The sequence below is a fragment of the uncultured Sphaerotilus sp. genome, from assembly GCF_963924895.1.
Lineage (GTDB): Bacteria > Pseudomonadota > Gammaproteobacteria > Burkholderiales > Burkholderiaceae_C > Sphaerotilus.
Window position 1 is genome coordinate 20,093 of the sequence record NZ_CAWURG010000045.1, and the last position, 26,197, is coordinate 46,289.

The 26,197-nt window shown below is 69.6% G+C and carries 30 protein-coding genes; 16 read left to right on the forward strand and 14 right to left on the reverse strand.

The window, feature by feature from the left end; genetic code table 11:
• The first annotated feature begins 13 nt into the window (after window positions 1-13).
• Window positions 14-1,531: a lysine--tRNA ligase gene (gene lysS / locus AABN02_RS16395; RefSeq protein ID WP_338415996.1), complete on the forward strand. Its 1,518-nt coding sequence runs from the start codon at window positions 14-16 to the stop codon at window positions 1,529-1,531.
• Window positions 1,532-1,592: 61 nt separating this feature from the next.
• Here the strand turns inward: lysS and AABN02_RS16400 are convergent, their stop codons facing one another.
• Both AABN02_RS16400 and AABN02_RS16405 read right to left on the reverse strand, forming a co-directional pair.
• Window positions 1,593-1,967, reverse strand: coding sequence for a DUF4148 domain-containing protein (locus tag AABN02_RS16400; protein WP_338415997.1), 375 nt, complete (start codon window positions 1,965-1,967; stop codon window positions 1,593-1,595).
• Between the two features lie 57 nt (window positions 1,968-2,024).
• Window positions 2,025-2,408 (reverse strand): DUF4148 domain-containing protein, encoded by a 384-nt coding sequence (locus AABN02_RS16405; protein WP_338415998.1) that lies wholly within the window; start codon window positions 2,406-2,408, stop codon window positions 2,025-2,027.
• Window positions 2,409-2,572: 164 nt separating this feature from the next.
• On the opposite strand from AABN02_RS16405, the gene AABN02_RS16410 reads away from it, so the two are divergent.
• From AABN02_RS16410 to AABN02_RS16435, 6 genes are all read left to right on the forward strand, one after another.
• Complete coding sequence (locus AABN02_RS16410; protein ID WP_338415999.1) at window positions 2,573-3,160, forward strand: pyridoxamine 5'-phosphate oxidase family protein; 588 nt, start codon at window positions 2,573-2,575, stop codon at window positions 3,158-3,160.
• 111 nt (window positions 3,161-3,271) lie between these two features.
• Window positions 3,272-3,748, forward strand: coding sequence for a DUF3429 domain-containing protein (locus AABN02_RS16415; RefSeq protein WP_338416000.1), 477 nt, complete (start codon window positions 3,272-3,274; stop codon window positions 3,746-3,748).
• 27 nt (window positions 3,749-3,775) lie between these two features.
• On the forward strand, window positions 3,776-5,497 hold the full coding sequence (locus AABN02_RS16420; protein WP_338416001.1) for a peptidase M61: 1,722 nt from the start codon (window positions 3,776-3,778) through the stop codon (window positions 5,495-5,497).
• A 64-nt stretch (window positions 5,498-5,561) separates the two neighbouring features.
• On the forward strand, window positions 5,562-6,704 hold the full coding sequence (locus AABN02_RS16425; RefSeq protein WP_338416002.1) for a DUF3108 domain-containing protein: 1,143 nt from the start codon (window positions 5,562-5,564) through the stop codon (window positions 6,702-6,704).
• 90 nt (window positions 6,705-6,794) lie between these two features.
• A complete protein-coding gene (locus tag AABN02_RS16430; RefSeq protein WP_338416114.1) occupies window positions 6,795-7,577 on the forward strand; it encodes an enoyl-CoA hydratase in 783 nt (260 codons plus the stop codon).
• Between the two features lie 13 nt (window positions 7,578-7,590).
• Complete coding sequence (locus AABN02_RS16435) at window positions 7,591-8,157, forward strand: CAP domain-containing protein (RefSeq protein WP_338416003.1); 567 nt, start codon at window positions 7,591-7,593, stop codon at window positions 8,155-8,157.
• A gap of 28 nt (window positions 8,158-8,185) precedes the next feature.
• On the opposite strand, the gene AABN02_RS16440 is transcribed toward AABN02_RS16435, so the two are convergent.
• Together AABN02_RS16440 and AABN02_RS16445 are read right to left on the reverse strand one after the other, a co-directional pair.
• Window positions 8,186-8,911 (reverse strand): DsbC family protein, encoded by a 726-nt coding sequence (locus AABN02_RS16440; RefSeq protein WP_338416004.1) that lies wholly within the window; start codon window positions 8,909-8,911, stop codon window positions 8,186-8,188.
• 36 nt (window positions 8,912-8,947) lie between these two features.
• Window positions 8,948-10,108 carry an FAD-dependent monooxygenase gene (locus tag AABN02_RS16445; protein ID WP_338416005.1) on the reverse strand — a complete coding sequence of 387 codons (1,161 nt, stop codon included), beginning with the start codon at window positions 10,106-10,108 and terminating at the stop codon, window positions 8,948-8,950.
• A gap of 39 nt (window positions 10,109-10,147) precedes the next feature.
• On the opposite strand from AABN02_RS16445, the gene AABN02_RS16450 reads away from it, so the two are divergent.
• The 4 genes from AABN02_RS16450 (at window position 10,148) to AABN02_RS16465 (ending at window position 13,891) form a co-directional block, all read left to right on the forward strand.
• Window positions 10,148-11,053, forward strand: a complete 906-nt coding sequence (locus AABN02_RS16450) for an MOSC N-terminal beta barrel domain-containing protein (protein ID WP_338416006.1) — start codon at window positions 10,148-10,150, stop codon at window positions 11,051-11,053.
• Window positions 11,054-11,117: 64 nt separating this feature from the next.
• A complete protein-coding gene (ychF, locus tag AABN02_RS16455; protein WP_338416007.1) occupies window positions 11,118-12,209 on the forward strand; it encodes a redox-regulated ATPase YchF in 1,092 nt (363 codons plus the stop codon).
• Window positions 12,210-12,287: 78 nt separating this feature from the next.
• A complete protein-coding gene (locus tag AABN02_RS16460) occupies window positions 12,288-13,187 on the forward strand; it encodes an aldo/keto reductase (protein ID WP_338416008.1) in 900 nt (299 codons plus the stop codon).
• A complete protein-coding gene (locus tag AABN02_RS16465) occupies window positions 13,187-13,891 on the forward strand; it encodes a hypothetical protein (protein ID WP_338416009.1) in 705 nt (234 codons plus the stop codon). The genes AABN02_RS16460 and AABN02_RS16465 overlap by 1 nt, the downstream gene beginning before the upstream one ends.
• Before the next feature lie 19 nt (window positions 13,892-13,910).
• Here the strand turns inward: AABN02_RS16465 and AABN02_RS16470 are convergent, their stop codons facing one another.
• The 5 genes from AABN02_RS16470 to AABN02_RS16490 form a co-directional block, all read right to left on the reverse strand.
• Complete coding sequence (locus tag AABN02_RS16470; protein WP_338416010.1) at window positions 13,911-15,524, reverse strand: peptide chain release factor 3; 1,614 nt, start codon at window positions 15,522-15,524, stop codon at window positions 13,911-13,913.
• A gap of 67 nt (window positions 15,525-15,591) precedes the next feature.
• Window positions 15,592-15,921 (reverse strand): HepT-like ribonuclease domain-containing protein, encoded by a 330-nt coding sequence (locus tag AABN02_RS16475; RefSeq protein WP_338416011.1) that lies wholly within the window; start codon window positions 15,919-15,921, stop codon window positions 15,592-15,594.
• A complete protein-coding gene (locus AABN02_RS16480) occupies window positions 15,911-16,228 on the reverse strand; it encodes a nucleotidyltransferase domain-containing protein (protein ID WP_338416012.1) in 318 nt (105 codons plus the stop codon). The genes AABN02_RS16475 and AABN02_RS16480 overlap by 11 nt, the downstream gene beginning before the upstream one ends.
• Before the next feature lie 30 nt (window positions 16,229-16,258).
• Window positions 16,259-16,810, reverse strand: a complete 552-nt coding sequence (locus AABN02_RS16485) for a YaeQ family protein (protein WP_338416013.1) — start codon at window positions 16,808-16,810, stop codon at window positions 16,259-16,261.
• Between the two features lie 28 nt (window positions 16,811-16,838).
• On the reverse strand, window positions 16,839-17,507 hold the full coding sequence (locus AABN02_RS16490) for a hypothetical protein (RefSeq protein ID WP_338416014.1): 669 nt from the start codon (window positions 17,505-17,507) through the stop codon (window positions 16,839-16,841).
• 135 nt (window positions 17,508-17,642) lie between these two features.
• On the opposite strand from AABN02_RS16490, the gene AABN02_RS16495 reads away from it, so the two are divergent.
• Both AABN02_RS16495 and AABN02_RS16500 read left to right on the forward strand, forming a co-directional pair.
• On the forward strand, window positions 17,643-17,954 hold the full coding sequence (locus AABN02_RS16495; protein ID WP_338416015.1) for an antibiotic biosynthesis monooxygenase: 312 nt from the start codon (window positions 17,643-17,645) through the stop codon (window positions 17,952-17,954).
• A gap of 11 nt (window positions 17,955-17,965) precedes the next feature.
• Window positions 17,966-18,586 carry a methyltransferase domain-containing protein gene (locus tag AABN02_RS16500; protein ID WP_338416016.1) on the forward strand — a complete coding sequence of 207 codons (621 nt, stop codon included), beginning with the start codon at window positions 17,966-17,968 and terminating at the stop codon, window positions 18,584-18,586.
• Between the two features lie 22 nt (window positions 18,587-18,608).
• Here the strand turns inward: AABN02_RS16500 and AABN02_RS16505 are convergent, their stop codons facing one another.
• Together AABN02_RS16505 and AABN02_RS16510 are read right to left on the reverse strand one after the other, a co-directional pair.
• Window positions 18,609-18,857 carry a hypothetical protein gene (locus AABN02_RS16505; protein WP_338416017.1) on the reverse strand — a complete coding sequence of 83 codons (249 nt, stop codon included), beginning with the start codon at window positions 18,855-18,857 and terminating at the stop codon, window positions 18,609-18,611.
• A 244-nt stretch (window positions 18,858-19,101) separates the two neighbouring features.
• Complete coding sequence (locus AABN02_RS16510; protein WP_338416018.1) at window positions 19,102-20,973, reverse strand: phosphoenolpyruvate carboxykinase (GTP); 1,872 nt, start codon at window positions 20,971-20,973, stop codon at window positions 19,102-19,104.
• A 248-nt stretch (window positions 20,974-21,221) separates the two neighbouring features.
• Between AABN02_RS16510 and AABN02_RS16515 the strand changes: the two genes are divergently transcribed.
• Together AABN02_RS16515 and AABN02_RS16520 are read left to right on the forward strand one after the other, a co-directional pair.
• Entirely contained in the window at window positions 21,222-22,124 is a 903-nt protein-coding gene (locus AABN02_RS16515; RefSeq protein WP_338416019.1) for a recombination-associated protein RdgC, read from the forward strand.
• Between the two features lie 99 nt (window positions 22,125-22,223).
• Window positions 22,224-22,532 (forward strand): hypothetical protein, encoded by a 309-nt coding sequence (locus tag AABN02_RS16520; protein WP_338416020.1) that lies wholly within the window; start codon window positions 22,224-22,226, stop codon window positions 22,530-22,532.
• On the opposite strand, the gene AABN02_RS16525 is transcribed toward AABN02_RS16520, so the two are convergent.
• Window positions 22,504-23,259 carry a 16S rRNA (uracil(1498)-N(3))-methyltransferase gene (locus AABN02_RS16525; RefSeq protein WP_338416021.1) on the reverse strand — a complete coding sequence of 252 codons (756 nt, stop codon included), beginning with the start codon at window positions 23,257-23,259 and terminating at the stop codon, window positions 22,504-22,506. The genes AABN02_RS16520 and AABN02_RS16525 overlap by 29 nt on opposite strands.
• Before the next feature lie 33 nt (window positions 23,260-23,292).
• Window positions 23,293-23,802 (reverse strand): D-glycero-beta-D-manno-heptose 1-phosphate adenylyltransferase, encoded by a 510-nt coding sequence (gene rfaE2 / locus AABN02_RS16530; RefSeq protein ID WP_338416022.1) that lies wholly within the window; start codon window positions 23,800-23,802, stop codon window positions 23,293-23,295.
• 89 nt (window positions 23,803-23,891) lie between these two features.
• Between rfaE2 and AABN02_RS16535 the strand changes: the two genes are divergently transcribed.
• Complete coding sequence (locus AABN02_RS16535; RefSeq protein WP_338416023.1) at window positions 23,892-24,596, forward strand: glutathione S-transferase; 705 nt, start codon at window positions 23,892-23,894, stop codon at window positions 24,594-24,596.
• Window positions 24,597-24,604: 8 nt separating this feature from the next.
• On the opposite strand, the gene AABN02_RS16540 is transcribed toward AABN02_RS16535, so the two are convergent.
• Window positions 24,605-26,119: a YifB family Mg chelatase-like AAA ATPase gene (locus AABN02_RS16540; protein WP_338416024.1), complete on the reverse strand. Its 1,515-nt coding sequence runs from the start codon at window positions 26,117-26,119 to the stop codon at window positions 24,605-24,607.
• Window positions 26,120-26,197: the final 78 nt, after the last annotated feature.

Genomic DNA, 26,197 nt, shown 5'->3' on the forward strand with positions numbered 1-26,197 from the left:
GTCGAGTCCGCCGATGAGCCACGCCCCCACCCCCGCCGTTCCTGTCGATGACAACCAGCAGATCGCCGAACGCCGCGAAAAACTCGCCGCGATCCGCACCCAGGGCATCGCCTTCCCGAACGACTTCAAGCCGCGCGACCATGCCGCCGACCTGCACCGTGTCGCCGATGGCCTGGACAACGAGGCCCTCGAAGCCGCGCCGATCCCCGCCTGCGTCGGCGGCCGGATGATGCTCAAGCGCGTGATGGGCAAGGCCTGTTTCGCGACGCTGCAGGATGGCTCGGCCAAGGGCACGGACCGCATCCAGCTCTACATCACGCTCGACAACGTCGGCGCCGAGAAGCTGGCCGCCTTCAAGCACTGGGACCTGGGCGACATCCTCGGCGCCGAGGGCACGCTGTTCCGCACCAAGGCGGGCGAGCTGTCGATCAAGGTGACGGGCCTGCGCCTGCTGACCAAGGCGCTGCGCCCGCTGCCGGACAAGCACCACGGCATGAGCGACCAGGAGCAGAAGTACCGCCAGCGCTACGTCGACCTGATCACCGACGAGGCCGCGCGCACCCGCTTCCGCGCCCGCAGCAACGCGGTCTCCAGCATCCGCCAGTTCATGATCGAGCACGACTTCCTCGAAGTCGAGACGCCGATGCTGCACCCCATCCCCGGCGGCGCCAACGCCCGGCCCTTCACGACGCACCACAACGCGCTCGACCAGGAGATGTTCCTGCGGATCGCCCCCGAGCTGTACCTGAAGCGGCTGGTGGTGGGCGGCTTCGAGCGCGTGTTCGAGATCAACCGCAACTTCCGCAACGAAGGCATCTCGGTTCGGCACAACCCCGAATTCACGATGATGGAGTTCTACGCGGCCTACTGGAACCACCACGACCTGATGGACTTCACCGAGCAGGTGCTGCGCCACGCGGCCGTGTCGGCGACGGGTTCTGCGCGGCTGAGCTACGCCGGCAAGCCGGTGCATCTGGACGAGCCGTTTGCGCGCCTGTCGGTGCGCGACTCGCTGGTCGTGCACGCTGGCCTGACCGAAGCCGAGGCCGATGACGCGCACGCGGTCCACGCCAAGCTGAAGTCGCTCGGCGAAGAGCCGCCGAAGCACTGGAAGCTGGCGCAGCTGCAGTTCGGCCTGTTTGAAGCCGCCGTGGAAGACAAGCTCTGGCAGCCGACCTTCATCATCGACTACCCGGTGGAGGTCTCGCCGCTGGCCCGTGCCTCGGACACCAACCCGGCGATCACCGAGCGCTTCGAGCTGTTCATCACCGGCCGCGAGTTCGGCAACGGCTTCAGCGAGCTGAACGACGCCGAGGACCAGGCCGCGCGCTTCCAGTCCCAGGTCGCCAACAAGGAAGCCGGCGACGACGAGGCGATGTTCTTCGACGCCGACTTCATCCGCGCGCTGGAATACGGCATGCCCCCGACCGGCGGCTGCGGCATCGGCATCGACCGGCTGATGATGCTGATCACCGACTCGCCGAGCATCCGCGACGTGATCCTGTTCCCGGCGCTGCGCCGCGAGGGCTGAAGCCGGAACGGGCCAGAAAAAAGCGACCCGAGGGTCGCTTTTTTCATGTCCGCGGAGATGCTCAGTTCACGTTCTGCACCTTGGCCTGACCGGCCAGCGCCGGATCGTTCTTGGGCAGGCGCTTGACGACCACCAGCGACGGCTCGTCGCTGTGCAGCAGCGCGTATTCACCGGTGGCCTTGGCTTCACGCAGTTCGGCCATCACTTCGGCGCGGGTGCGCGGCGTGGCAACGACCGGGGCGGTGGGCAGGTCGGTGTCCGTCCAGACGAAATTCTTGCCGGCCTGACGGGCTTGCTGCATCTCGGCGATGACTTCGGCGCGGGTCTTGGCGATGCCCATTTTTTCGTGCTCGAACACCGGGGGCGCACCGGCGGCCAGGGCGTTGAAGGACAGGGTCGAGGCGACGAGCAGGGCGGAGAGGGTGAGCTTGTTCATGGTGGTTCCTGGAATCTGGTTCAGTTCAAAGCGATGTGGTGCAGCGGAAGGCGTCGCTCAGTGCGTGTCGCCCTGGACCGGCTTGCCGGCAACCTGGCTGTCGGACTTGGCCCGCTGGCGCTGCAGGACATTGCCCGGGGCGATCGGCGAATCCGAGTGCAGCAGGGCGTAGCTGCCGTCGGCCTGGGCCTGGCGCAGTTCGGCCAGCACTTCGGCACGGGTGCGCGGGGTGGCGGTGACCGGGGCGACTGGCAGGTTGGTGTCGGTCCAGACAAAATTCTTGCCGGTCTGGCGGGCTTGCTGCAGTTCGGCAATGACCTCGGCGCGGGTCTTGGCGGCGCCGGTGCTTTCATGCTTGAACGTGGGGACCACGTCGTCGGCCAGGGCATTGAAGGACAGGGTCGAGGCGACGAGCAGTGCCGAGAAAGTGAACTTGTTCATGATCGTGGTTTCCTGAGAGCATCCGGTTCTGGGTGAGGCGTCCGTCGGGGATGCGTATCCGGCGTCGTCCATGCAGTGAACTTTATAGTTCTCGAACCAGTGGATAAATCACCTATAGATGCTTACAGTATTTTTGTTTTGCGAATAATAGAGGGAGGCACACCATGGCCAGCGACAGATCCGGCGATGAATTGCGGACACAGGGTGCGGCGCTCTGGGCCGAGCTGGTGCGGGCAGCCGGCCTGCGCGGACACCCCTGGCGGCAGCCGGTGCTGGCAACCACCTGCGCCCTCCGCGGGGCACAGGCGCGCACGGTGGTGCTGCGCGAAGTCAGCCCCGGCGACCACGCGCTGATCGTCTACACCGACGCCCGCACGTCCAAGCTGGCGCAGCTGGACCGCGACCCGCGCGCCCAGCTCGTGTGCTGGTCGCCGGTGCTGGGCTGGCAGCTGCGTCTCAGCTGCGTGGTCACCAGCGAGTCCGACGGGCTGGATGTCACCTCCCGCTGGGCCACGCTGCGCCACACCCGCGCGGCGCAGGACTACCTCTCGCCGCAGGCGCCGGGCAGCGCGCTGTCCACGCCCGGCGATGCCGCCGAGAAAACGCCGGGCGCGGTGCGCGGCACCTTCACGCTGCTGCGGGCACAGGTGCTGGAGATGGACTGGCTTGCGCTCGATCCGGACGGACACCGCCGCGCCGTGTTCGATTACCGCGACACCGCGGCCCCTCAGGCCCGCTGGCTGGTACCGTGAAGTTCGCCCTGCTGCGCGCGCCACCGCGGCGCAGCGGCGACAATCGACGGCGCCGTGCGCATCCCGCCGGCCGTTCCCCTGTCCTGACCTTCCCTGACGAATAGAACCACCGTGTCCGCATCGCCCCTCACGCCCGCTTTCTCTGCTTCCCGGACCCTGTCCGTGCCCGACCGGCTGGCGGTGCGGCTGGGGCATGCGGGGCTGGCGCCCTTCGTGCTGGGCGCCGTGCTGGCGATGCTGGTGCGGGCCGATGTGCTGCCCTATGTGGTGCTCTCGCTGTCGGTCTACGCGGGGATGATCGTGTCCTTCCTCGGTGGCATCCACTGGGGCATGCTGATGATGGCCAACGACGCCACCCCGCGCCGGCTGGTCTGGGCGGTCACGCCGTCGCTGTTCGGCTGGGTGTCGGTGGTGATGCCGCCGCACGCCGGGCTGGTGATCCAGGCGCTGCTGCTGATCGTGTGCTATCTGGTCGATCGGCGCGTCTACCCGGCCTACGGGCTGTCGAAGTGGCTGACCCTGCGCTTCAGGCTGACGCTGGTCGCGTCGATGAGCTGTTTTCTCGCGGCCGCTGCTGCCAGCAACTAGATCTGACCTGACCCACCGGGACCCCGCATGCTCCGCTACCACCTGGAGATCGACGATCTCCACAGCCACCATTTCCGCGTCACGCTGACGCTGCCGCACCCGGCACCGGCGCAGCGCCTGTCGCTGCCGGTCTGGATTCCCGGCAGCTACCTGGTGCGCGAGTTTGCGCGCCACCTGTCGGCGATCGAGGCGCGCCAGGGCCGCCGCACGGTCGCGCTGACGCAGCTCGACAAGCACACCTGGCAGGCCGACTGCACCGGCCGCGCCGCCCTCACGGTGAGCTGGCGCGTCTACGCCTTCGACAACTCGGTGCGCTGCGCCTGGCTCGACACGCAGCGCGGCTTCTTCAACGGCACCGGCGTCTTCCTCTGCGCCGAGGGCCGCGAGGCCGACGAGCACCGCGTCACCCTCGGTCCGCTGCCGACGGGCTGGGACGTCGCCACCGGCCTGCACGAGGTCGCGCCACGCGAGTACGCCGCGCCCGACTACGACGCGCTGATCGACCATCCCTTCGAGCTGGGCAGCTTCTGGCGCGGCCACTTCACCGCCTGCGGCGTCGAGCACGCGTTCGTCGTGGCCGGCGCACTGCCGAGCTTCGACGGCGAGCGGCTACTGGCCGACACGCGCCGCATCTGCGAGGCCCAGATCCGCTTCTGGCATGGCGACGGCCCGGCGCCGTTCGACCGCTACGTCTTCCTGCTCAACGCGGTCGACGATGGCTACGGCGGCCTGGAGCACCGCAACAGCACCGCGTTGATCTGCAACCGCCGCGATCTCCCGCGCCGCAGCGAGCCGGGGCTGAACGACGGCTACGTGACGCTGCTCGGCCTGATCAGCCACGAGTACTTCCACACCTGGAACGTCAAGCGCCTGAAGCCGCGTGAGTTCGCTCCCTACGACCTGCGCGGCGAGAACTACACCGCGCTGCTCTGGTTCTTCGAGGGCTTCACCAGCTACTACGACGACCTCTTCCTCGTGCGCGCCGGGCTGATCGACCAGACGCGTTACCTGCGGCTGGTCAACAAGACGGTCAACCAGGTGTTCGGCACGCCGGGCCGCCAGGTGCAGAGCGTGGCGCAGTCCAGCTTCGACACCTGGGTCAAGTATTACCGCCCGGACGAGAACAGCGCCAACGCCACCGTCAGCTACTACACCAAGGGCGCGCTGGTCGCGCAGGCGCTGGACCTGACGCTGCGTCAGGAGGGCAAGGGCACGCTCGACGACGTGATGCGCGCGCTGTGGCAGCGCAGCGGCGGTGGTCCGATCGGTGAAGACGACATCGCTGCGGTGCTGGCCGAGGTGGGCGGGCGCTCGTTCGCCGCGGAACTCGCGGCGTGGGTCCACGGCACGGAGGACCTGCCCACGCAGCCCCTGCTCGCCGCCCACGGCGCGGACTGGCAGCGCGAGCGGCCGCTGTTCGCGCAGCGCCTCGGCGCCCGCCTGAGCGAGTCGGCGCAGGGGCTGAAGGTGCTGGCGGTGCAGCGCGGTGGTGCCGCCGAACAGGCCGGGCTGGCGGCAGGCGACGAACTGCTGGCGCTGGGCGACTGGCGCGTGGTCAAACCGGAGGATCTGGCGCTCTACGGCGCCTTCGAGCAGCCGCAGCCGCTGCTGGTCAGCCGGGACCGGCGCCTGCTGCGGCTGACGCTGCCGGCGTCGAGCGCCGAGGGGGCCGTCGCACTGAGCTGGCAGGCCCGCCCGGTGGCGCGGGTGAAGCGGCTGCGTGCGGCCTGGCTGGGCGAGACGGCTTGATGCGCACCCGGACCGGCTGATGCGCGGCGCGCGGCTTCGGTCCCCGGCAGGGTGGGGGCTGGCGGTGCTGGTCCTGCTGGTCGTGCTGCTGCACGGGCTGGCCCTGGACGGACTCAGCCAGGCGCTGGCGCTGGCCGACCCCGCCAAGCCCTCGATCGCCCGCATCGAAGCCACCTACACCCGCGTGGTCGCGCAATCCGCCGCGCCGACCGGCCCGCCGGTGGCGCCTGCGGCGCAACGACCGAAGCCGCGTCCAGCCGCTGCCCGGCCTGCGGCCACCCCCGCCAGCGAGGCCGCTGCGGACACCTCGGTCGAGATCACCGTCTCGGACCCGGGTCCCGCCGCGTCGGAGCCTGCGTGGGACCCGAATGCCGCGCCCGGTTCCGTGGCCGGTCCGCCTCCGGTGGCAGCGGCACCTGGGGCCTCCGCGCCGCAGATGGCGAGTGCGGCGTCCGCGCCGGCCGTGCCCGACGGTGCCGCGTCCGGCCCCGCCTTCACCTGGCCGGTATCGACCCGGCTGACCTACACGCTGGAGGGCTGGTACCAGGGCGAGGTCCACGGCGACGCGCAGGTCGAGTGGCTGCGCGACGGCGACCGCTACCAGGTCCACCTCGATGTCAGCGTCGGCCCGCGCCTGGCCCCGCTGGTGGCGCGCCGCATGAGCAGCGAGGGCCGCATCACGCCGGACGGCCTGCGCCCGCAGCGCTACGAGCAGGCCACGCGCCAGATCATCGGCCGCAACCGGCTGGCACAGCTGTCGTTTCCGGACGAGCGCAGCGTGCGCCTGCAGGACGGCAAGCTCGCTGCCACCCGCGCCGACGTGCAGGACACCGCCAGCCAGTTCATCCAGATGGTCTTCCTCTTCTCGACCCGGCCGGCGCTGCGCGAGAAGGGCCGGCGCGTCGAGTTCGACCTCGCGCTGCCGCACCGGGTGCGCCGCTGGGCCTACGAGGTCGGCGACACGCTGCCGACGATGACGCCACTGGGCGAGCTGGAAACCTTCCATGTTCGCCCCGTGCCTCCGCGCGACAGCGTGGCCGAGACGCCGAGCGAGGTCGCCCGCTCCGGCGGCAGCGTCCTCAGCGCGCAGGTCTGGTACGCGCCGACGCTGCAGATGCTGCCCGTGCGCATCCGCATCGAGCAGGATGCCGAGACCTGGATCGATCTGCGCCTGTCCGAGCCGCCGCGGCAGGCGGCCGTGCCCTGACCGTGCCACAAAAACGAACGGTCGTTCTATAGTGCAGTGCAGCACCCAACCTGACCAGGAGATCCTGTGACCGCCCCGACCTACGAAACCATCCTCGTCGAAACCCGCCCCGGCACCGGCGAGAACGCCCTGCGCTACGGCTGGATCACGCTGAACCGCCCCAAGGCGCTCAACGCGCTCAACGACACGCTGATGGACGAACTCGGTGCCGCGCTGCTGGCCTTCGACGCCGATGACGGCATCGCCTGCATCGTGCTGACCGGCAGCGAGAAGGCCTTCGCCGCAGGCGCGGACATCACGATGATGCAGCCCTTCGACTTCCCGAACGCCTACCGCAAGGGCCTGATCTCGCGCAACTGGGACACCATCCGCCAGGTGCGCAAGCCGATCATCGCCGCGGTGTCGGGCTTCGCGCTCGGCGGTGGCTGCGAGGTGGCGATGGGCTGCGACTTCATCATCGCGGCGGACAACGCCAAGTTCGGCCAGCCCGAGATCAAGCTCGGCATCATCCCCGGCGCGGGCGGCACGCAGCGCCTGCCGCGCGCGGTGGGCAAGAGCAAGGCGATGGACCTGGCGCTGACCGGCCGCATGATGGACGCGGTCGAAGCCGAGCGCGCGGGGCTGGTGTCGCGGGTCGTGCCGCTGGCCGAGCTGCACGCGGAAGCCGACAAGGCCGCGCAGGCCATGTGCGGCTACTCGCTGCTGGCGCTGATGGCGACCAAGGAATGCGTGAACCGGTCGTTCGAGGCGCCGCTGACGGAAGGCCTGCTGTTCGAGCGCCGGCTGTTCCACGCGCTGTTCTCCAGCGCGGACCAGAAGGAGGGCATGGGCGCCTTCCTCGAAAAGCGCGCGCCGCACTTCACGCACCGCTGACACGTCGTCGGCGATGTCCCGGCCCACCCCGACCACGCGGCGCTGGATGGCTGCGCTGCTGGGCGGGGTGATCGGGTGGAGCGGCGCCACGGCGGGCGACTCGGCCGCGCCTGCGGGACTCGATGCGGCGCAGCGCAGCGAGGCGCTCGCCGCCCACAACCGCTGGCGCTCCCGGGTTGGCGTGCCGCCGCTGGTCTGGTCGGATGCGCTCGCGGACTCTGCGGCCCGCTGGGCGGCGCGGCTCGACCAGGGCGGGCAGTGCCAGATGGAGCACAGCGATGCGCCCGACCTGGGCGAAAACCTCTACTGGGCCAGCCCCATCCGCTGGAGCACCGGCCTGGTGACGGTGCAAGACGTCCGCCCCGGTTTCGTCACCGATGTCTGGGGGCGGGAATCCGCGGATTTCCAGGTCGAGAGCAACACCTGCCCGCCCGGCAAGACCTGCGGCCACTACACCCAGATCGTCTGGCGCTCCACCCGCGAGGTGGGCTGTGCCGTGCGGGTGTGCGGCGCGAAGGACCAGGTGTGGGTGTGCCAGTACCGGCCGGCAGGCAACTTCATCGGAGAGCGGCCGTTTTGAAGGCGGCCGCTCGGCCGGGGACGGACCCTCAGGACTTGCCGGCCAGCCTCTTCTCGATTTCTGCAGCCGGAATCGCCCCGGGTGCCCGCGTGCCATCCTCGAAGACGATGGCGGGCGTGCCCGTGACCTTGTGCTTCTTCGCCAGGGCCGAGTTGCGCTCGATCGCCGAGGCATCGCACTGGCCCATCACCCGGGCCGGTGCATTGCCATCGACCATCCAGCCGCGCCAGGCGGCCGTGTTGTCCTTCGCACACCAGATCGCCTTGGCCTTGTCCGGCGAGTCACCTCCCAGGATCGGGATCAGGAAGTTGTAGACCGTCACGTCCTTCACGTTGACCAGGTCCTTCTCCAGCCGCTTGCAGTAACCGCAGTTCGGGTCGGCGAAGACGGCGATCTTGCGCTTGCCATTGCCGTTCTTCCAGACGATGGCGTCCTTCAGCGGCAGGCTGGCGAAGTCGATCGCGGTGAGCTTGTCGACGCGCTCTTCCGTCAGGTTGCGGCGCGTGGCGGTGTCGATCATCGAGCCCTGGAGCAGGTAGGTGCCCTTGGCGTCGGAATACATGATGTCGGTGCCGATGCGCACCTCCCAGACGCCGGGCATGGGCGTCGGGCGGATCTCGTCGATCTTGGGCAGGTTGGCGAAGCGCTCGGTCAGCGTCTTGCGGATCTCGTCCTCGCTGGCGCGGGCAGGCCCTGCCAGGAGGGTCAGGGCAGCGAGCGCGGCGGCGGTGAACGTGGCGAGGCGCGGAGTCATGGTGCGGTGTCCTTGGTGCGGGTGTCAGTGCGTGGTTCAGGCATCGAGCGCCCGGGAGGTCAGCCAGCGCTTGAGCGGGCCGAGATGATGCACAAGAGTCATGCCATGGTTGCGCAGTTCCTTCAGCGGCGCTGAAGGCTGTGCAAAAAGGTGCAGAAGACCGTCGGTCAATCCGCTCATGGCGCGCGTCGGGGCGCTGCGTTCACGGGCGTAGCGGCGCAGCGTGCGCTCGTCGCCGAGCGATTTCCACGGCGCCGCCCGCCGCGCATCGACCAGCACCTGCGCCAGCGCCCGCACGTCCGCCAGCCCCAGGTTCAGCCCCTGTCCCGCCAGCGGATGCACCGCGTGTGCCGCGTCGCCCAGCAGCACCCAGCCCGGCCCGCACCAGCGCTGCGCATGCCCCAGCCGCAGCGGCCACGCAGCCCGCGGCGAGCCGAGCCGCAGCGTGCCGGCCGCGCCACCGGTGGCGGCGTTCAGCTCGGTTTCAAACTCGGCATCCGACAGCGCCAGCAGCCGCTCGGCCTCGGCCTGTGGCTGCGACCAGACCAGACCGAAGCCGTGGTCGACCTGTGGTCGGTCGAAGGGCAGCAGCGCCAGCACGTCCGGGTGGCGGAACCACTGCCAGGCGGTGCCGTGGTGTGGCCGGTCGCTGACGAGGCGGGCCGCGACGCCGTGGTGGCCGTAGGGGAAGGACTCGAAACCGGCGCCCAGCAGTTCGCGCGTGGCGGAATCCTTGCCCTCGCAGACGGCGGTGAGCTGCGCGGCGGCGGGCTGCGTCAGCCGCTGCACATGCGGGGCGTAGCGCACTGCCTCCCCGAGCACCTGCTCCAGCGCCGCAGCGTCCACGATCCACGCCAGCTCGCCGATGCCCTGCTGCCAGGCGCTGAACTCGATCGCGCCGCCGTCGTCGCCGTGGATGCGCATGTCCTGCACGGCGGTGCGGGCGTCCTCGGGCAGCGCGTCCCACACGCGCAGCTCGCGCAGCAGGGTGACCGAGCCGGCGTTCAGCGCATAGGCGCGCACGTCTGGCGCGGCGTCCTTCTTTGGCAGCGCACCGAGCAGGCCGACACGCAGGCCGTCCCGCGCCAGCGCCAGCGCCAGGCCCATGCCGACCGGGCCACTGCCGCGGATCAGCACGTCGAGCGAGGGCGAGCCGGCCGGGGCCGGATGCGGAACAAGGGAGGAGGGCGCGGTCATGGGGCAAGATTGTAGGAACTGACCGCACCGAGACCGCAGATGAATCCCCTTGACCTTGATTCTCCACAGGCAGACGGCCATGGCAGCGACGACGGCAGCAGCCCCGTCACCATCGCCAGCCTGCACGTCTACCCCATCAAGTCCTGCGCCGGCTTGTCGCTGGCGCAGACCGAACTCGCCGCTACCGGCTTAGCGCACGACCGTCAGTGGATGCTGGTCGACGACCAGGACGAGTTTCTCAGCCAGCGCGAGCACGCCCGCATGGCGCTGGTCCGCCCGGCGCTCGGCGACGACGGCGGGTTGACCGTGACGGCGCCCGGTTGCGTGCCGCTGGTGCTGCCGGCGGTGGCGGCGGGCGAGGCGCTGCGCGTGCGGGTCTGGGATGCCGCCGTGGACGCCCGCGCCGCCAGCGCGGCGGCGGACCGCTGGTGCAGCGACTTCCTCGGCGTGCCGGTGCGGCTGGTGCAGTTCACGCCCGGGCAGCGGCGGCTGTCGAGTGCCCGCTGGACCGGCGCGCTCGAAGCGGAAAACAGCTTCTCCGACGGTTACCCCATCCTCGTCACCACGGTGGCCGCGCTGGACGAGCTGAACCGCCGCCTCGTGCTCGGCCACCACGCGCCGGTGACGATGGCGCGCTTCCGCCCCAACCTCGTGCTCGACGGCCTGGGCCCGCACGGCGAGGACGGGCTGGACGAGCTGCAGTTCGACACGCCGGACGGGCCGGTCACGCTGCGGCTGGTGAAACCGTGCGCGCGCTGCCCGATCCCGAACATCGACCCCGACACCGCCGTTGCTGGGCATGAACCCGGCGACACGCTCGCGCGCTACCGGGCGGATGCACGTGTCGGCGGGGCGATCACCTTCGGGATGAACGCGGTGATCGTCGAAGGGGTGGGGCGGCGGCTGGTGGTCGGGCAGGGCGGGCGGGGGACGGTGCGGTTCTGAGCCTGTCCCTGCGGATGGCCGGCGCCTACAATCGCCGGATCTCCCCCCGAACCCATACACCACCATGAGCCTCAAGTGCGGCATTGTGGGCCTGCCCAACGTCGGCAAGTCCACCCTCTTCAATGCGCTGACCAAGGCCGGCATCGCCGCCGAGAACTACCCGTTCTGCACCATCGAGCCCAACGTCGGCGTGGTGGAGCTGCCGGACCCCCGCCTGGACAAGCTCTCCGAGATCGTCCAGCCGGAGCGGATCGTGCCGGCCATCGTCGAGTTCGTGGACATCGCCGGGCTGGTGGCGGGCGCGTCCACCGGCGAAGGCCTGGGCAACAAGTTCCTCTCGCACATCCGCGAGACCGACGCCATCGTCAATGTCGTGCGCTGCTTCGAGGACGAGAACGTCATCCACGTCGCCGGCAAGGTCGATCCGATCGCCGACATCGAGGTGATCCAGACCGAACTCTGCCTGGCCGACATGGGCACGGTCGAGAAGAGCCTGCACCGCTATTCCAAGGTGGCCCGCTCCGGCGACAAGGAAGCCGCGGCGCTGGTCAAGGTGCTGGAGAAGTGCCAGGCGGCATTGGACCAGGCGCTGCCGGTGCGCGGCATCGACTTCAGCAAGGAAGAGCTGGTCATCCTCAAGCCGCTGTGCCTGATCACCGCCAAGCCGGCGATGTTCGTGGGCAACGTGGACGAGAGCGGCTTCGAGAACAACCCCTTCCTCGACCGCCTGCGCGAGTTCGCCGCCAAGCAGAACGCCCCCGTCGTGGCCATCTGCGCCAAGACCGAGGCCGAGCTGTCCGAGATGGAGGACGAGGACCGCGCGATGTTCCTGGCCGAGATGGGCCAGGACGAACCGGGCCTGAACCGCCTGATCCGCTCGGCCTTCAAGCTGCTGGGCCTGCAGACCTACTTCACCGCGGGCGTGAAGGAAGTGCGCGCCTGGACCATCCACGTCGGCGACACCGCGCCGCAGGCCGCGGGCGTGATCCACACCGACTTCGAGAAGGGCTTCATCCGCGCCCAGACCATCGCCTTCGAGGACTTCATCGCCTTCAAGGGCGAGCAGGGCGCCAAGGATGCCGGCAAGATGCGCGCGGAAGGCAAGGAATACGTCGTCAAGGACGGCGACGTGCTGAACTTCCTGTTCTCGAGCTGATTCGCCCGCGGACGACCCACGGATGGCGTCTTCGGGCGCCATTTTTCATTGTTGATGCGCTTTCGACAGGAGACGGCCATGCCGCTGACGAACCGAATTCAACTGGACCGACCCACCCTGTCCCCGGTCATCGCCGGCTGCTGGCGCATGGCCGACTGGGGCTGGACGCCGATGGAGCGTGTGCGCTGGATCGAGCAGTGTCTGGACCGCGGCGTGACCACCTTCGACCACGCCGACATCTACGGCGGCTACACCGTCGAGGCCCTCTTCGGCGAGGCGCTGGCGCTGGCCCCGCACCTGCGCAGGCGGATGCAGCTCGTCAGCAAGTGCGGCATCCAGCTGCTGCACCCGGCACGGCCCGAGCACCGGCTCAAGTCCTATGACACCTCCGCCGAGCACCTCATCGCCAGCGTGGAGAACAGCCTGCGCGCCCTGCACACCGACCGGCTCGACCTGCTGCTGATCCACCGGCCGGACCCGCTGATGAACCCGTTCGAAGTCGCCGAGACCTTCACGCGGCTGCACGCGGCGGGCAAGGTGCGCGCCTTCGGGGTCTCGAACTTCACGCCGTCGCAGTTCGCCCTGCTGCACCAGTCGGTGCCGCTGGTGACCAACCAGATCGAGTTGCACCCGCTGCACCGCGCGCCGCTGCACGACGGCACGCTCGACCAGCTGCTCGGCCTGAACCTGCGCCCGATGGTCTGGTCGCCGCTGGCGGGCGGGCGGCTGTTCACCGGCACGGCGCCGGATGCGCTGCGCGTGCGCGCCGCGCTGGAAGCCATCGGCCGCCGCCACAGCGTGGCCCCAGCCACGGTCGCCTACGCCTGGCTGATGCGCCATCCGAGCCGGCCGCAGCCGCTCGTCGGCAGCCAGCGCATCGCCGCACTGGACGAGGCGCTGGCCGCGCTCGGACTGGCGATGGACGCGCAGACCTGGCACGAACTCTGGAGCGCCGGAGAAGGCGCCGAGGTGGCCTGATGGGGACGCGGCTGCAATCCGAATGGGACCGGCTCTACCGCTGCGGGCCGGTGGCGGATCCGGCGTCAGGTGACCCCGGCCTGATCGACGCCGATGGCCGTGTGCGTGCGCTGGTGCTGTCGCTGGCGCGGCCGGCCGACTGGGCGGTGCTCGGGCGGGTGTGGCAGGGCGTGCAGGCCGATCTCGGCTGGCCGGCGCCCGGCATCGCGGTGTCGGGCACGGACGCCTGCCAGCTCTGGTTCTCGCTGGCCGAGCCGGTGCCGGCCGCTGACGCACACGCGCTGCTGGAGCATCTGCGCACCCGCTATCTGGCCGGCGTCCCGCCACACCGCGTCGCGCTGCTGCCCTCGGCCGATGGCGTGGACCTGGCGCCGCCGGTCCCGGCGCTGCAGGCCGACGGCGAGGTCTGGTCCGCCTACGTCGCGCCGGATCTGGCACCAGTGTTCGCCGACACGCCGTGGCTCGACGTCCGGCCCAGCCCGGAGGGGCAGGCGGAGCTGCTGGCGCGGCTGTCGAGCATCCGCGCGGCGGAGTATCGGGCGGCCTTGCCGGCGGCCCCGGCTGTTCCTGTTCCTGCCACGGCGTCAGTGGCGGCCACCAGCTTCACCGATCCGCGGCAGTTCTTGCTGCAGGTGATGAACGACGGGCGGGTGGAGATGGCGCTTCGGATCGAAGCGGCGAAGGCGCTGTTGCCCCGATCCTGAAGTCGCCGCCCGGCGCGGTTTACAGCGTCGGCGCCTGCCCGAACACCCGCCCCGAGTGCTCCCGCATCGCGTGGAACTGGATGTCCGGCGCCCGCTCCTGCGCGACGCGGAGGTCCGAGCTGTACTGCACCAGGAAGGCCGGCGCGCCGACCACGTCGTAGGCGATGCGCAGCTGCTCCGACTCGATGAAGCGCTTGAGCTTGTTCTCGTCGTCGCTGGTGATCCAGCGGGCGATGGAGAAGCGGCACGCATCCAGCCGCGCGTCCACGCCGTACTCGCCTTTCAGGCGGTGCAGCACGACCTCGAACTGCAGTTGCCCGATCGCGCCGAGCATCAGCGAGCCGCCCGCGACCGGGTTGAACACCTGGATCGCGCCTTCCTCGCCGAGCTGCTGCAGGCCCTGGCGCAACTGCTTGCCACGCAGCGGATCCTTGATTTCCACCGTGCGGAAGCTTTCCGGCGCGAAGAAGGGCAGGCCCGTGTAATGCAGCATCTCGCCCTCGGTCAGTGTGTCGCCGAGCTGCAGCACGCCGTGGTTCGGGATGCCGATGATGTCGCCGGCCACGGCCTCGTCCACCAGCTCGCGCCGCTGTGACAGGAAGCTCACCACCGTCTGTGGGCGCATTTCCTTGCCGTTGCGCACCACCTTCAGCCGCATCCCGCGGATGAACTTGCCCGAGGACACGCGCACGAAGGCGATGCGGTCGCGGTGGGCGGGGTCCATGTTGGCCTGCACCTTGAAGACGACGCCGGTGAACTTCGGCTCGGTCGGCTCTACGGTGCGCTCGATCGCCTGCCGGTTGCCCGGCGGCGGCGCGAGGGCGACCAGCGCGTCCAGCACCTCACGCACGCCGAAGTTGTTGATCGCCGAGCCGAAGAACATCGGCGTCTGCCGGCCGGCGAGGAACTCGTCGTGGTCGAAGGCGGGCGCGGCTTCACGCACCAGCTCGACCTCGCCCAGCGCCTGCTCGTAGGGCGCGCCGAAGCGCTCGGCGTGGACCGGGTTCTCCAGCCCGTGCAGCACTTCCTCGTCGCCACCGGCGCGGTCTTCGCCTGGCGCGAACAGGCGCATCTGGTCCTCGCGCAAGTCCATCACGCCGTGGAAGAACTTGGCCATGCCGACCGGCCAGGTGAAGGGCACGACGGTCATGCCCAGCTCCTGCTCGATCTCGTCCATCAGCGCCAGCGGGTCTTTCACCTCTCGGTCCATCTTGTTGATGAACGTCAGGATCGGCGTGTTGCGGGCGCGGCAGACCTGCAGCAGGCGGCGGGTCTGCGGCTCCACGCCGTTGGCCGCGTCGATCACCATCAGCGCGGCGTCCACGGCGGTCAGCACGCGGTAGGTGTCTTCCGAGAAGTCCTGGTGGCCGGGGGTGTCGAGCAGGTTGATGACGCAGTCGCCATACTCCATCTGCATGACGGAGGAGGCGACCGAGATGCCGCGCTGCTTCTCGATCTCCATCCAGTCGGAGGTGGCGTGGCGGCTGGCCTTGCGCGCCTTGACCGACCCGGCGATCTGGATCGCGCCGGAGAACAGCAGCAGCTTTTCCGTCAGCGTGGTCTTGCCGGCGTCAGGGTGGGAAATGATCGCGAAGGTGCGGCGGCGGCGGATCTCGGTGGAGAGGTCGGACATGGTGGGCGGTGGGCAAGAGCGGCGGCGTCAGGGGGTGACGCGCGAAGGGGGCATTGTCGCTTGTGCCTCAGATCGCTTCCATCTCCGCGATCAGTTTGTCCAGCGGCCCCGACAACAGCCCCCAGATCACCGCGTCATCCACGACGGAATACGCCTGCGCCAGGATGTTGCGCAACCCGACCGCCCGAGGCAGATCCGGAATCCGCGCCGCCGTGCCCGGATCGATCTGCCGCAGCCGCCCGAGGGCTTCCCCGACGATGAAAAGCTGGCGCTCGACGGCCGAGCGCAGCATTGCGTCGGTCTGGTAGTCAGCGAACGAGCGGCCCTGCACGAAGCTCAGCGCCAGTCGCGCCGCCCCGATGGCGTCGCAGAGGAAGGTGCGTGCATCAGGCGACATGGAAAACCTGCTGCCGCTCGGTTGCGACCCGTGCCTGGAAGTGCGGATTGCGGATCGCCCGATCGACCACCAGATCGACCGACCGGCTGAACAGCCCCTCCAGCCCTTCCTTCAGCGAGAAATAGGCGTCGTAGGCGTCGACCGGTGGCAACTCGTCGAACGAGACCAGGAAATCGAGGTCACTGCGCTCGGCCGAAAAATCCGCCCGCACCGCCGACCCGAACAAGTCCAGCCGCCGCGCATGGTGCCGCTGGCACAGCGCGGCGATGTCGCCTTGGCGGTCGAGGATGAAGCGTGGCAGGCCCATGGATCCGTATGGTAGACCCGCCCGGCCGGATCAAGCCGGCTTGTCGCCCTGCCACAGCACCGGCGTCACCTCGACGCTGTTCTTCTCTCCCGCGAACAGCAGGTGCCCGTCCTGGATCGTCACGCCCAGCCGCATCGTGCGCTCGACCAGCGTCTGCAGCGCTTCGCAATCGGCTTCGGTGATGAACCACATCGTCAGCTTGCGCAGCTTGGCGAGCGCGGCGGCGTTTTCGGTGCGCCAGACCTCGGCCTTGCGGCCGCCGTAGGTGAACAGGACCACCTCGTCCGAGCGCCCGCTGGCCTTGCGCAGCATGCGCTCGTCGGGCAGGCCGACCTCGATCCACTGCTGGATGGAGCCGGTGTCGTCGCAGCGCCAGAAGTCCGGCTCGTCGTCGGTGGAGAGTCCGCCGGCCGGCAGCAGCCGCTCGTGCGCGTGCATCGCGAAGGCGACCAGGCGCACCATGAGGCGCTCTTCGGTTTCGGAAGGGTGCCGGGCCAGCGTGAGGGCGTGGTCGGCGTAGTAGTAGCGGTCGATGTCGGCAATCGACAGCTCGGCTTTGTGAACGGTGGAGCGGATGGCCATCGAAGGATTCTAGGTGAGCGCCCCGGTCTCACCGGCCGGTGTCGGTGAGCAGCGCGCGGGCCGCGTCGAAGGGGGCGAGGCCGGGTGCGAAGCCCTCGCGCCGCACCCGGTCCAGCGCGGCGCGGGTGTCGTGCGCGCCCGCCGACAGGGTGACGTTGCCGCGCAGTCGCTCGAAGGCACCAAGCACGGCATCGAACTGTGCCGGCGCGGCCTGCGCCACCCAGGCCAGCGCGGCGACATCGGCGAAGGTTTCCTCGTCGCGCATGCGCTGGTGGACCTCGTCGAGCCGGCGGCTGTCGCGGCCGGCGGTGCCGATCAGCGCCGCGAACTGCTGCAGCGCGGCGTCCTGGCCCTGCCAGCGCCAGCAGTGCGCGATCTCGTGGACGAGGATGGCCTGCATCCAGACCCGGCGGTCTTCCGGGGCCGCTTGGCGCAGCAGCAGCTCGGCGACCGGATTGCCACGGGTGCGCAGGTGCAGCACGCAGCGCCCGCCGCCGATCTGCATCTCTGCTGGCGCGTGGCCAGTGCTGGTCACGATCCGGATCGGCAGGGCCTTGAACCCGGGCTGGCGGAGCAGGTCGGCCGCGACCACCTCCCAGTCCGTCGCCTCGGCGCCCGGCGCAGCCCGGGCCGCGCCCGACCCGCCGACCAGCAGGCACAGCAGGAACCAGAGGGCGAGGACGGCAGACGTGTGCATGTCGGCGAGTGTGAAATTCGCCACACCGTGCCACCATCCCGGGACTGCCGGTCGGCAGGCCCCGGTCTGGGTGGTGACACCCCTCGGTTGCCGCTGCGGCTACGATGCGGGCACCGTTTTTCCGGAGACAGCACCGTGATCCTCGAACTTGCCGACATCCGCATCCAGCCCGGCCGCCAGGCCGACTTCGACGTCGCCATCCAGCGCGGCGTGGAGACCATCATCAGCCAGGCCAAAGGCTTCTTTGGCTACAAGGTCAACAAGGGGGTCGAGTCGCCCGAGCGCTACGTGCTGATGATCTGGTGGGAGACGCTGGAGAACCACACCATCGACTTCCGCGAGTCGCCCGCCTTCGCCGAGTGGCGCGCCATCGTCGGACCGTTCTTCGCGCAGCCGCCGCAGGTCGAGCATTTCACGCTGCTGGCCAAGTCGGCCGAGCCGCGCTGAAGGAGCCTCCCATGGCCGGTCCCAACGTCGATTTCTGGCAGCAGCGGTTCGAGGCGGATGACATCCCCTGGGACCGCGGCGCCGTGAGTCCGCAGCTCGCACCATGGCTGGCCGATGGCACGCTCGCCGCAGGCCAGCGCGTAGCGGTGCCGGGCTGCGGCAGCGGGCACGAGGTGCTGGCGCTGGTGCAGGCCGGATGCCAGGTCACCGCGATCGACTACGCCCCGGCGGCTGTTGCGCGGACTGCGCGGCGTCTGCACGAGGCTGGTCTGGGCGACGCGGCCTGTGCGCTGGTGCAGGCGGACGTCCTGCAGTGGCAGCCGCCCGAGCCGCTGGACGCGGTGTTCGAGCAGACCTGCTGGTGCGCGATCCACCCGGACCACTGGGTCGACTACGCCGCGCAGTTGCACCGCTGGCTGCGGCCGGGCGGGCGGCTGTGCCTGATGGGGATGCAGGTGCTGCGGCCTGGTGCGGCCGTCGGTCGCATCGAGGGGCCGCCGTACCACCTCGACATCAATTTGCTGCGGGCGCTGTTGCCGGGGGATCGCTGGGAGTGGCCGGCACCGCCGTACGAGGCGGTGCCACATCCGCGCGGGTGGCGGGAGCTGGCGATCGGGCTGGTGCGGCGCTGACCGGGCAGCGCGCCGGTGGGCCTCAGTCGCCGTTGCCCGAGGGGGTGAAGTCGTACTGCGGTGTGCGGATGGTGCGCAGGTAGCCGGAGACATCGGCCAGATCCAGACCGCCGTCCGACAGGTCGAACAGCCGGGAGCCTGGAACGGGATCTGGGGATTCGATGCGGATGGTCACTGGACGGTGCGGCAGCGGCGCCTGTTCTGCCAGCCGGTGGCGCCACGCGAGGGGCAATTCACTCACCGGGACATGCTCGAACACGATGGTCGTCATGGGGACTCCTTCAACACTGGTCGGCTGGGTGCTGCTGCAGCACGATCGTGGGGTTGGCTTCCGGGGAAGCAGGATCAGCCTGGAGACTTTCCCACTTCGCAGGGCGCAGCGCAGCGTTTTCGGCAGATAGTTGCGGCGGTAACGTCTTGTAGCATTCTGGGGGCGACCGGGCAAGAAAAAACCCGCCGGGGTGCGGCGGGTTGCAGGCGGATCCCGGGGCGGTGCCCCGGGTCAGGCTGGAAGGTCAGGCGTTCAGCTTGGCTTCGATCGCGGCCTTGGTGGCCGTCAGTTCGGCGGGCAGCTTGTGGGCCAGTTGCTCGAACAGCTCGCCGTGCAGCTTCATTTCCTGCTGCCAGGCGGCGTGGTCGATGCCGATGACGCTGTCGAACTCGGCCTGGCTGAAGTTCAGGCCGGTCCAGTTCAGGTCGCCGTAGTTCGGGCTGACGCCGAAGATGTTTTCCGTGCCGCCGGCCGTGCCTTCGAGGCGGCCGAGCATCCACTGCATGACGCGGGCGTTGTCGCCGTAGCCCGGCCACACGAACTTGCCGTCCGCGCCCTTGCGGAACCAGTTGACGCAGTAGATCGCCGGCAGCGTGGCGCCTTCGGCCTCCAGCTTGGCGCCGAGGTTCAGCCAGTGCTGGAAGTAGTCGCTCATGTTGTAGCCGGCGAACGGCAGCATGGCGAACGGGTCACGGCGCACGACGCCCATCTGGCCGGCGGCGGCAGCGGTGGTTTCCGAGCCCATCGTGGCGGCCATGTAGACGCCTTCGACCCAGTTGCGGGCTTCGGTCGCCAGCGGCACGGTGGTCGAGCGGCGGCCACCGAAGATGAAGGCGTCGATCGCCACACCGGCCGGGTTGTCCCACTCGGGGTCCAGCACCGGGTTGTTGGTGGCGGCCACGGTGAAGCGGGCGTTCGGGTGCGCGGCGGGGCGCAGCTTGCCGTCGGCGCCACGGGCGGTTTCCGGCGTCCAGTCCTTGCCCTGCCAGTCGATCAGGTGCGAGGGCAGCTCGTCGGTCATGCCTTCCCACCACACGTCGCCGTCGTCGGTCAGCGCGACGTTGGTGAAGATGACGTCCTTGTTCAGCGACGCCATGCAGTTCGGGTTGGTCTTGTAGTTGGTGCCCGGGGCGACGCCGAAGTAGCCGGCTTCCGGGTTGATCGCGCGCAGCTTGCCGTCGACCGGCTTGATCCAGGCGATGTCGTCACCGATGGTGGTGACCTTCCAGTCGCCCAGCTCGACCGGCGGGATCAGCATGGCGAAGTTGGTCTTGCCGCAGGCGCTCGGGAAGGCGGCAGCGACGTGGCTCTTCTTGCCTTCCGGCGAGGTCACGCCCAGGATCAGCATGTGCTCGGCCAGCCAGCCCTGGTCGCGGCCCATGTTCGAGGCGATGCGCAGGGCGAAGCACTTCTTGCCCAGCAGCGCGTTGCCGCCGTAGCCCGAACCGTAGGACCAGATCTCGCGGGTCTCGGGGTAGTGGACGATGTACTTGGTCTTGTTGCAGGGCCAGGTCACGTCGGCCTGACCGGCTTCGAGCGGCGCGCCGACGGTGTGGACGCAGGGCACGAAGTCGCCATCGGCGCCGAGCACGTCGTACACGGCCTTGCCCATGCGGGTCATGATGCGCATGTTGACGGCGACGTACGGGCTGTCCGACAGCTCGATGCCGATGTGGGCGATCGGCGAGCCGAGCGGGCCCATCGAGAAGGGCACGACGTACATCGTGCGGCCCTTCATGCTGCCCTTGAACAGCGGGGTGTCACCGGTCTGCAGCAGCGTGCGCATCTCGGCCGGGGCCATCCAGTTGTTGGTCGGGCCGGCGTTTTCCTTGGCGGCCGAGCAGATGTAGGTGCGGTCTTCGACGCGGGCGACGTCGCTCGGGTCGGAGCAGGCGAGGAAGCTGTTCGGGCGCTTGGCCGGATTGAGCTTCTTGAAGGTGCCGGCATCGACCAGTTGCTGGCACAGGCGGTCGTACTCTTCGACGCTGCCGTCGCACCAGTAGATGGCGGCGGGTTGCGTCAGGGCAGCGATCTCGGCGACCCAGGCGATCAGCTTGGCGTTCTTGACGAAGGAGGGGGCGTTGACGTTCACGCCGGCCATCAGGGGTTGGTTCATTGAGAGGCTCCGAAGGTTGAAAAAAGGCATCTCGAAAACAGTGCGCTGCGCTGCTTTCGGGATGCCCCCGCGGTCAGTGTAGGCGGGGGCATCTCGGCATTACATGGTGGTTACATGCGTTATTTGCATGACCTGCCACTGTGTTCGACCTATCTATCCCGGAATCCGGCACATCCGTGACACCTTCATCGGGTAGACCTGCATGTGCAGGGCCGCCGACAATCAGGGCTTTTGGAGAAGGAAGCTGCGTGTTCACGTTCAAGAATCTGACGGTGTTTCGCATGGAGCCGGGCTGGTCGGCATCGCTCGCAGAGATCGAGGCCGGGCTGGAGAAGGCCCGCTTCGTCGAGTGTGGCTCGACCCAGGAGGAGTCAGCGGGCTGGGTGCCGCCCCGTGGGCCCGCCGAGGCGCCGCTGGCCGAGACCGTGCGCGGGCAGTGGCTGATGCGGCTGATGATCGAGCAGCGGGTGCTGCCGGGTTCGGTGGTCAAGCGCCGCATCGACGAGATCGCGGCCCGGATCGAGCGCGAGACCGGCCGCAAGCCGGGCCGCAAGCAGACCAAGGAACTCAAGGAGCAGGCCACGCTGGAGCTGCTGCCGATGGCCTTCACCAAGCGCTCGGCCGTCAATGTGTGGCTGTCGCCCGACACCGGCTTCCTGGTGCTCGACACCAGCAGCCCGGGCCGTGCCGACGAGGTGGTGACGCTACTGGTCAAGGCGCTCGACGGCCTGTCCGTCCGGGCGCTGCACACCGAGGAGTCGCCGGCCGCCGTCATGGCCGACTGGCTGCTCACCGGCGAGCCGGCGGCCGACTTCACGGTCGACCGCGAGTGCGAGCTGAAGTCCAGTGACGAGATGAAGTCGGTGGTGCGCTACGCCCGCCACCCGCTGGACACCGACGAGGTGCGCCAGCACATCACGCAGGGCAAGATGCCCACCCGGCTGGCGATGACCTGGAATGGCCGCGTCTCCTTCGTGCTGACCGAGGGGATGCAGCTGCGCAAGATCGAGTTTCTGGACGGGGTGCTGGACGCGGAAGGCAACGCCGAAGAGCGGTTTGACGCCGATGTGGCCATCATCACCACGGAGTTGACCCATGGGTTGACGGCGTTGATCGAGGCTTTGGGCGGGGAGCATCAAGTTGTAATGTAGGCATCAACTCTGTTGCTTCGCGTTGCAACCAGTTCGGTCAAACCGCACGCAGCCGTGGCTGCTGCCGTTAGACTGAATTTGCAGTTCTGGATTCCTCCCATGTCATTACACAGAAAACCCAAGTCCCAACAAGCTTTTCTGCTGGAAGCCATGCAGCGCATGGACATGGACCACGACCAGTTCGCACGCCGGCTGGGGGCTTCGCGCCGCCGGCTGGACGACTGGCTCAAGCGCACCGGCGAGCCCGGATCGATCGAACTCGACCCGGTGATCTGGACCTTCGTGCGCGAACTGGTGCAACGTGCCGAGGAAGAAGAGGCGCGTGACAGCGCAGCAGCCCCGCTGGGCGGACCGGAAGTGCCGGTCGGCCGCGCGATGTTCAGCTCGCCGGGTCGCTGGCTGGCCTGAGCCCGAGCGCGGCCAGTACCGCCAGTGGCGCCGTTTCCGAACGCAGGATGCGCGCGCCCAGACTGATGGCGCGGGCACCGATGCCGCGCACCAAGGTTTCTTCCGCCGGACTGAAACCACCTTCCGGACCACTGTAGACCCGCAGCCGCCCGACACCGCCGCCGAGATCCTGCGCCAGTCGCTGGGCCATGGGCACGGCTTCGGCCAAGCTCAGCAGCCAGTTGGGCGTGTCCGCGTCGGCCGCAGCCAGGGCTGCCGCCTGCGACAGGGTGCGCACGGGTGCGATCAGCGGCACGCGGGTGCGCCCGCTCTGCTCGGCTGCCGCCACGGCCACGGCTTGCCAGTGTTCCCGCTTGCGCTCCGCCCGCTCGCCCGACAGCCGCAGCACCGAACGCTCGCACACCACCGGCTCGATCGCCGCCACCCCCAGTTCGGTCGCCTTCTCGATCAGCCAGTCGAAGCGGTCATTGGCCGGCATGCCCGCCACCAGCGTCACGGCGATCGGTAGCTCGCGCTCGACCGGATCGTGCGCCGTCACCCGCACCTCGACCGACTGGCGGCCCATGCGCAGGATCTCCGCGCGCCACTCGCCGCCCTGTCCATTGAACAGCGTGACCACCTCGCCCGGCTGCAGGCGCAGCACCTGCACGTGGCGGGCGGCGCCGGCGGGGAGGGCGAGTTCGGCATCGGCGCTCAGCGGCGCATCCAGATAGAGACGGGCGGGCATGGTGGGGGTCGGGTGCGGTCGGAGGTGAGGGGCTCAGGTGCGGATGCGGCGGACGAGGGCGGTGGTCGAGTAGCCATCGACGAAGGACAGCGCCTGCGCCCGGCCCCCCCAACTGCGCACGAGGCGTGTCTCTTCGAGTGCTTCGATGTCGTAGTCGCCGCCCTTGACGTAGACGTCGGGCCGGATCTCCTGCAGCAGCGCGCAGGGCGTCGGCTCATCGAACAGCACGACCAGGCTGATGCTTTCCAGTGCTGCCAGTACGCAGGCGCGGTCGGCTTCGGCGTTGAGCGGACGGTCCGGGCCTTTTCCCAGCTGACGGGCCGAAGCGTCGCTGTTCAGCCCCAGCACCAGACTGGCACCGAGCGCACGCGCCTGCGCCAGATAGGTCACATGGCCGCGGTGCAGCAGGTCGAACACGCCGTTGGTGAACACCATCGGCCGCGGCAGCGCCGCCAGCCGCGCGGGCAGGTCCTCGCGCCGGCAGAGCTTGTCGAAAAAGGCGGGCAGGTCGGGCAGGGCGGGCAGGGCAGGGGCGTCGTTCATGGGGCGGGATTGTCGCCGCAGTTACTGCCGGTGGCCGGGGCGGCGGCTAGAGTGCCCGCAGTCCGCCCCACACCACCACGGAGACCGCCATGACCACGTCCACCACCGCTCCCGCTGCCCCCGTCCTGCGCCTGCACGGCTTTGCCCTGTCCAACTACTACAACAAGGTCAAGCTGGTCCTGCTGGAGAAGGGGCTGCCTTTCGAGGAGGTCGTGGTGCTGCCGCGGGGCGGCGAGGACGTGCTGGTGAACTCCCCGCTCGGCAAGCTGCCCTATCTGGTCACCGCGCACGGCCCGCTGTGCGAGAGCGCGGCGATCGTCGACTACCTGGAGGCGGCCTATCCCGCGGTGCCGCTGGTGCCGGCCGACCCGTTCGGTGCGGCCAAGGTGCGCGAGCTGTCGCTGTTCATGGACATCCACCTGGAGCTGGTGGCGCGCATGCTCTATGCGCAGGCTTTCTTCGGCGGCAAGGTGTCGGACGGCGTGATCGCCAAGGCGCGTGGCCAGTTGCAGAAGAACATCGCCGCGTTCAAGCGCCTGGCGCGCTTTGCCCCGTACGTGGCGGGGGACACCTTCACGCTGGCCGACTGCACGGCGGTGGCGCACCTGCCGCTGGTGGCGATGTCGACCAAGCTGGTCTGCGGCGAGGACCTGCTGGCGGCGCAGGGCGTGGACTGGAAGGGCTACGTCAAGCTGATCGAGCAGCGCCCGACCGCGCAGAAGGTGGCCGCCGACCGCAAGGCCGACCAGCAGCGCGCCGCGCAACTGGCGGCGATGGGCAACGCGCCGGCCTGACGCGGCGCTCACCGGCCCGGCAAGGCGCGGCGCAACTGGATCGCCTCGGCGATGTGGCCGACCTCGGTGTCCATGGCGCCGGCCAGATCGGCCACGGTGCGCGCGACACGCATCACCCGGTGCAGGCTGCGGCCGGACCAGCCCAGCCGCGCGGCGGCGGTGTTGAGGAAGTTGGTCGCGGCCGACTGTGCGCGGCAGTGTTCCGCCAGCACGCCGGCTTCCAGTTCGGCGTTGCATACACCCTGGCGCGCGTGCTGGCGCTGCCGGGCGGCCACGACCCGCGCGGCGATGGCCTCGCTCGGCTCGCCATCCGGCGCCGAGGACAGCTCCTCTGGCGCGATGGCCAGCACCTCGACCCGCAGGTCGATCCGGTCCAGCAGCGGCCCCGACAGCCGGCCCTGGTAACGCGCGACGGCTTCGGGCGTGCAGCGGCAGGCGCGCATGGTCGAGCCGAGCATGCCGCAGGGGCACGGATTCATCGCCGCGACGAGCTGGCAGCGCGCGGGGAACTCGGCCTGCTGCGCGGCGCGCGAGATGGTGATGCGGCCGTTTTCCAGCGGCTCGCGCAGGGCCTCGAGTGCGGCGCGCGGGAATTCCGGCAATTCATCGAGGAACAGCACGCCGTGGTGCGCCAGTGAAATCTCGCCGGGGCGTGGCGGTGAGCCTCCGCCGACGAGGGCGACCGACGAGGCACTGTGGTGCGGGCACCGGAGCACGCGCGTCGACCAGGTCCCCGGGTCAAACCGCCCGGCCAGACTCAGCACCGCGGCCGACTCCAGCGCCTGCGTTTCCTCCAGCGGGGGCAAGAGGCCGATGAGGCGCTGGGCCAGCATGGACTTGCCGGTGCCGGGTGGACCGACCAGCAGCACGCTGTGCTGGCCAGCGGCGGCGATTTCCAGTGCCCGCTTGGCGACGGCCTGACCGCGCACGTCGCGCAGATCGGGCAGTGGCGCCGCCGGCCGGCCTGGTGGCGGCTGTGGGGCACGCAGCGGCACGCAGTCGTCGCCGGGCTGCAGCGCGTGGACGACGTCCATCAGGTGGTCCGCGCAGCGCAGCGCGAGGCCCGGCACGCGCGCGGCTTCCTCGGCGCTGGTACGTGGCAGCACCAGGGTGCGGCGTGCGCCGCCGCGTTGCAGCGCGAGCGCCATCGCCAGCGCGCCGCGCACCGGCCGCAGATCGCCCGCCAGCGACAGCTCACCGGCCAGCTCCAGCGTCTCCAGTGCTGCCGGGTCGATGTGGCCGGCGGCGGCGAGGATGCCGAGCGCGATCGGCAGGTCGAATCGGCCGCCCTCCTTGGGCAGATCAGCCGGTGCCAGATTCACGGTGATCCGCTTGTTGTGGGGGAATTCGAGTCCGCTGTTGTGCAGCGCGGCGCGCACCCGCTCGCGCGACTCCTTGACTTCGGTGTCGGCCAGACCGACCAGCGTGAAGCTGGGCAGGCCATTGGCGAGGTGGACCTCGACGGTCACCGCCGGGGCTTGCAGGCCGAGCAGGGCGCGGCTGTGGACGATCGCGAGTGACATGGTGGTGCGTGCCCCGGGTCGGAACGGTGCGGTGGAAGAGATGCTCCGCCCATTCTGCGCAGGTCCGCACAGTTCGGA

What these genes read in the sequence shown, in the direction of transcription:
- lysS (WP_338415996.1), top strand. Translation starts at nt 14, where the DNA reads ATGAGCCACGCCCCCACCCCCGCCGTTCCTGTCGATGACAACCAGCAG.
- AABN02_RS16400 (WP_338415997.1), bottom strand. Translation starts at nt 1,967, where the DNA reads ATGAACAAGCTCACCCTCTCCGCCCTGCTCGTCGCCTCGACCCTGTCC.
- AABN02_RS16405 (WP_338415998.1), bottom strand. Translation starts at nt 2,408, where the DNA reads ATGAACAAGTTCACTTTCTCGGCACTGCTCGTCGCCTCGACCCTGTCC.
- AABN02_RS16410 (WP_338415999.1), top strand. Translation starts at nt 2,573, where the DNA reads ATGGCCAGCGACAGATCCGGCGATGAATTGCGGACACAGGGTGCGGCG.
- AABN02_RS16420 (WP_338416001.1), top strand. Translation starts at nt 3,776, where the DNA reads ATGCTCCGCTACCACCTGGAGATCGACGATCTCCACAGCCACCATTTC.
- AABN02_RS16435 (WP_338416003.1), top strand. Translation starts at nt 7,591, where the DNA reads ATGTCCCGGCCCACCCCGACCACGCGGCGCTGGATGGCTGCGCTGCTG.
- AABN02_RS16440 (WP_338416004.1), bottom strand. Translation starts at nt 8,911, where the DNA reads ATGACTCCGCGCCTCGCCACGTTCACCGCCGCCGCGCTCGCTGCCCTG.
- AABN02_RS16445 (WP_338416005.1), bottom strand. Translation starts at nt 10,108, where the DNA reads ATGACCGCGCCCTCCTCCCTTGTTCCGCATCCGGCCCCGGCCGGCTCG.
- AABN02_RS16450 (WP_338416006.1), top strand. Translation starts at nt 10,148, where the DNA reads ATGAATCCCCTTGACCTTGATTCTCCACAGGCAGACGGCCATGGCAGC.
- ychF (WP_338416007.1), top strand. Translation starts at nt 11,118, where the DNA reads ATGAGCCTCAAGTGCGGCATTGTGGGCCTGCCCAACGTCGGCAAGTCC.
- AABN02_RS16460 (WP_338416008.1), top strand. Translation starts at nt 12,288, where the DNA reads ATGCCGCTGACGAACCGAATTCAACTGGACCGACCCACCCTGTCCCCG.
- AABN02_RS16465 (WP_338416009.1), top strand. Translation starts at nt 13,187, where the DNA reads ATGGGGACGCGGCTGCAATCCGAATGGGACCGGCTCTACCGCTGCGGG.
- AABN02_RS16470 (WP_338416010.1), bottom strand. Translation starts at nt 15,524, where the DNA reads ATGTCCGACCTCTCCACCGAGATCCGCCGCCGCCGCACCTTCGCGATC.
- AABN02_RS16475 (WP_338416011.1), bottom strand. Translation starts at nt 15,921, where the DNA reads ATGTCGCCTGATGCACGCACCTTCCTCTGCGACGCCATCGGGGCGGCG.
- AABN02_RS16480 (WP_338416012.1), bottom strand. Translation starts at nt 16,228, where the DNA reads ATGGGCCTGCCACGCTTCATCCTCGACCGCCAAGGCGACATCGCCGCG.
- AABN02_RS16485 (WP_338416013.1), bottom strand. Translation starts at nt 16,810, where the DNA reads ATGGCCATCCGCTCCACCGTTCACAAAGCCGAGCTGTCGATTGCCGAC.
- AABN02_RS16490 (WP_338416014.1), bottom strand. Translation starts at nt 17,507, where the DNA reads ATGCACACGTCTGCCGTCCTCGCCCTCTGGTTCCTGCTGTGCCTGCTG.
- AABN02_RS16500 (WP_338416016.1), top strand. Translation starts at nt 17,966, where the DNA reads ATGGCCGGTCCCAACGTCGATTTCTGGCAGCAGCGGTTCGAGGCGGAT.
- AABN02_RS16505 (WP_338416017.1), bottom strand. Translation starts at nt 18,857, where the DNA reads ATGACGACCATCGTGTTCGAGCATGTCCCGGTGAGTGAATTGCCCCTC.
- AABN02_RS16510 (WP_338416018.1), bottom strand. Translation starts at nt 20,973, where the DNA reads ATGAACCAACCCCTGATGGCCGGCGTGAACGTCAACGCCCCCTCCTTC.
- AABN02_RS16520 (WP_338416020.1), top strand. Translation starts at nt 22,224, where the DNA reads ATGTCATTACACAGAAAACCCAAGTCCCAACAAGCTTTTCTGCTGGAA.
- AABN02_RS16525 (WP_338416021.1), bottom strand. Translation starts at nt 23,259, where the DNA reads ATGCCCGCCCGTCTCTATCTGGATGCGCCGCTGAGCGCCGATGCCGAA.
- rfaE2 (WP_338416022.1), bottom strand. Translation starts at nt 23,802, where the DNA reads ATGAACGACGCCCCTGCCCTGCCCGCCCTGCCCGACCTGCCCGCCTTT.
- AABN02_RS16535 (WP_338416023.1), top strand. Translation starts at nt 23,892, where the DNA reads ATGACCACGTCCACCACCGCTCCCGCTGCCCCCGTCCTGCGCCTGCAC.
- AABN02_RS16540 (WP_338416024.1), bottom strand. Translation starts at nt 26,119, where the DNA reads ATGTCACTCGCGATCGTCCACAGCCGCGCCCTGCTCGGCCTGCAAGCC.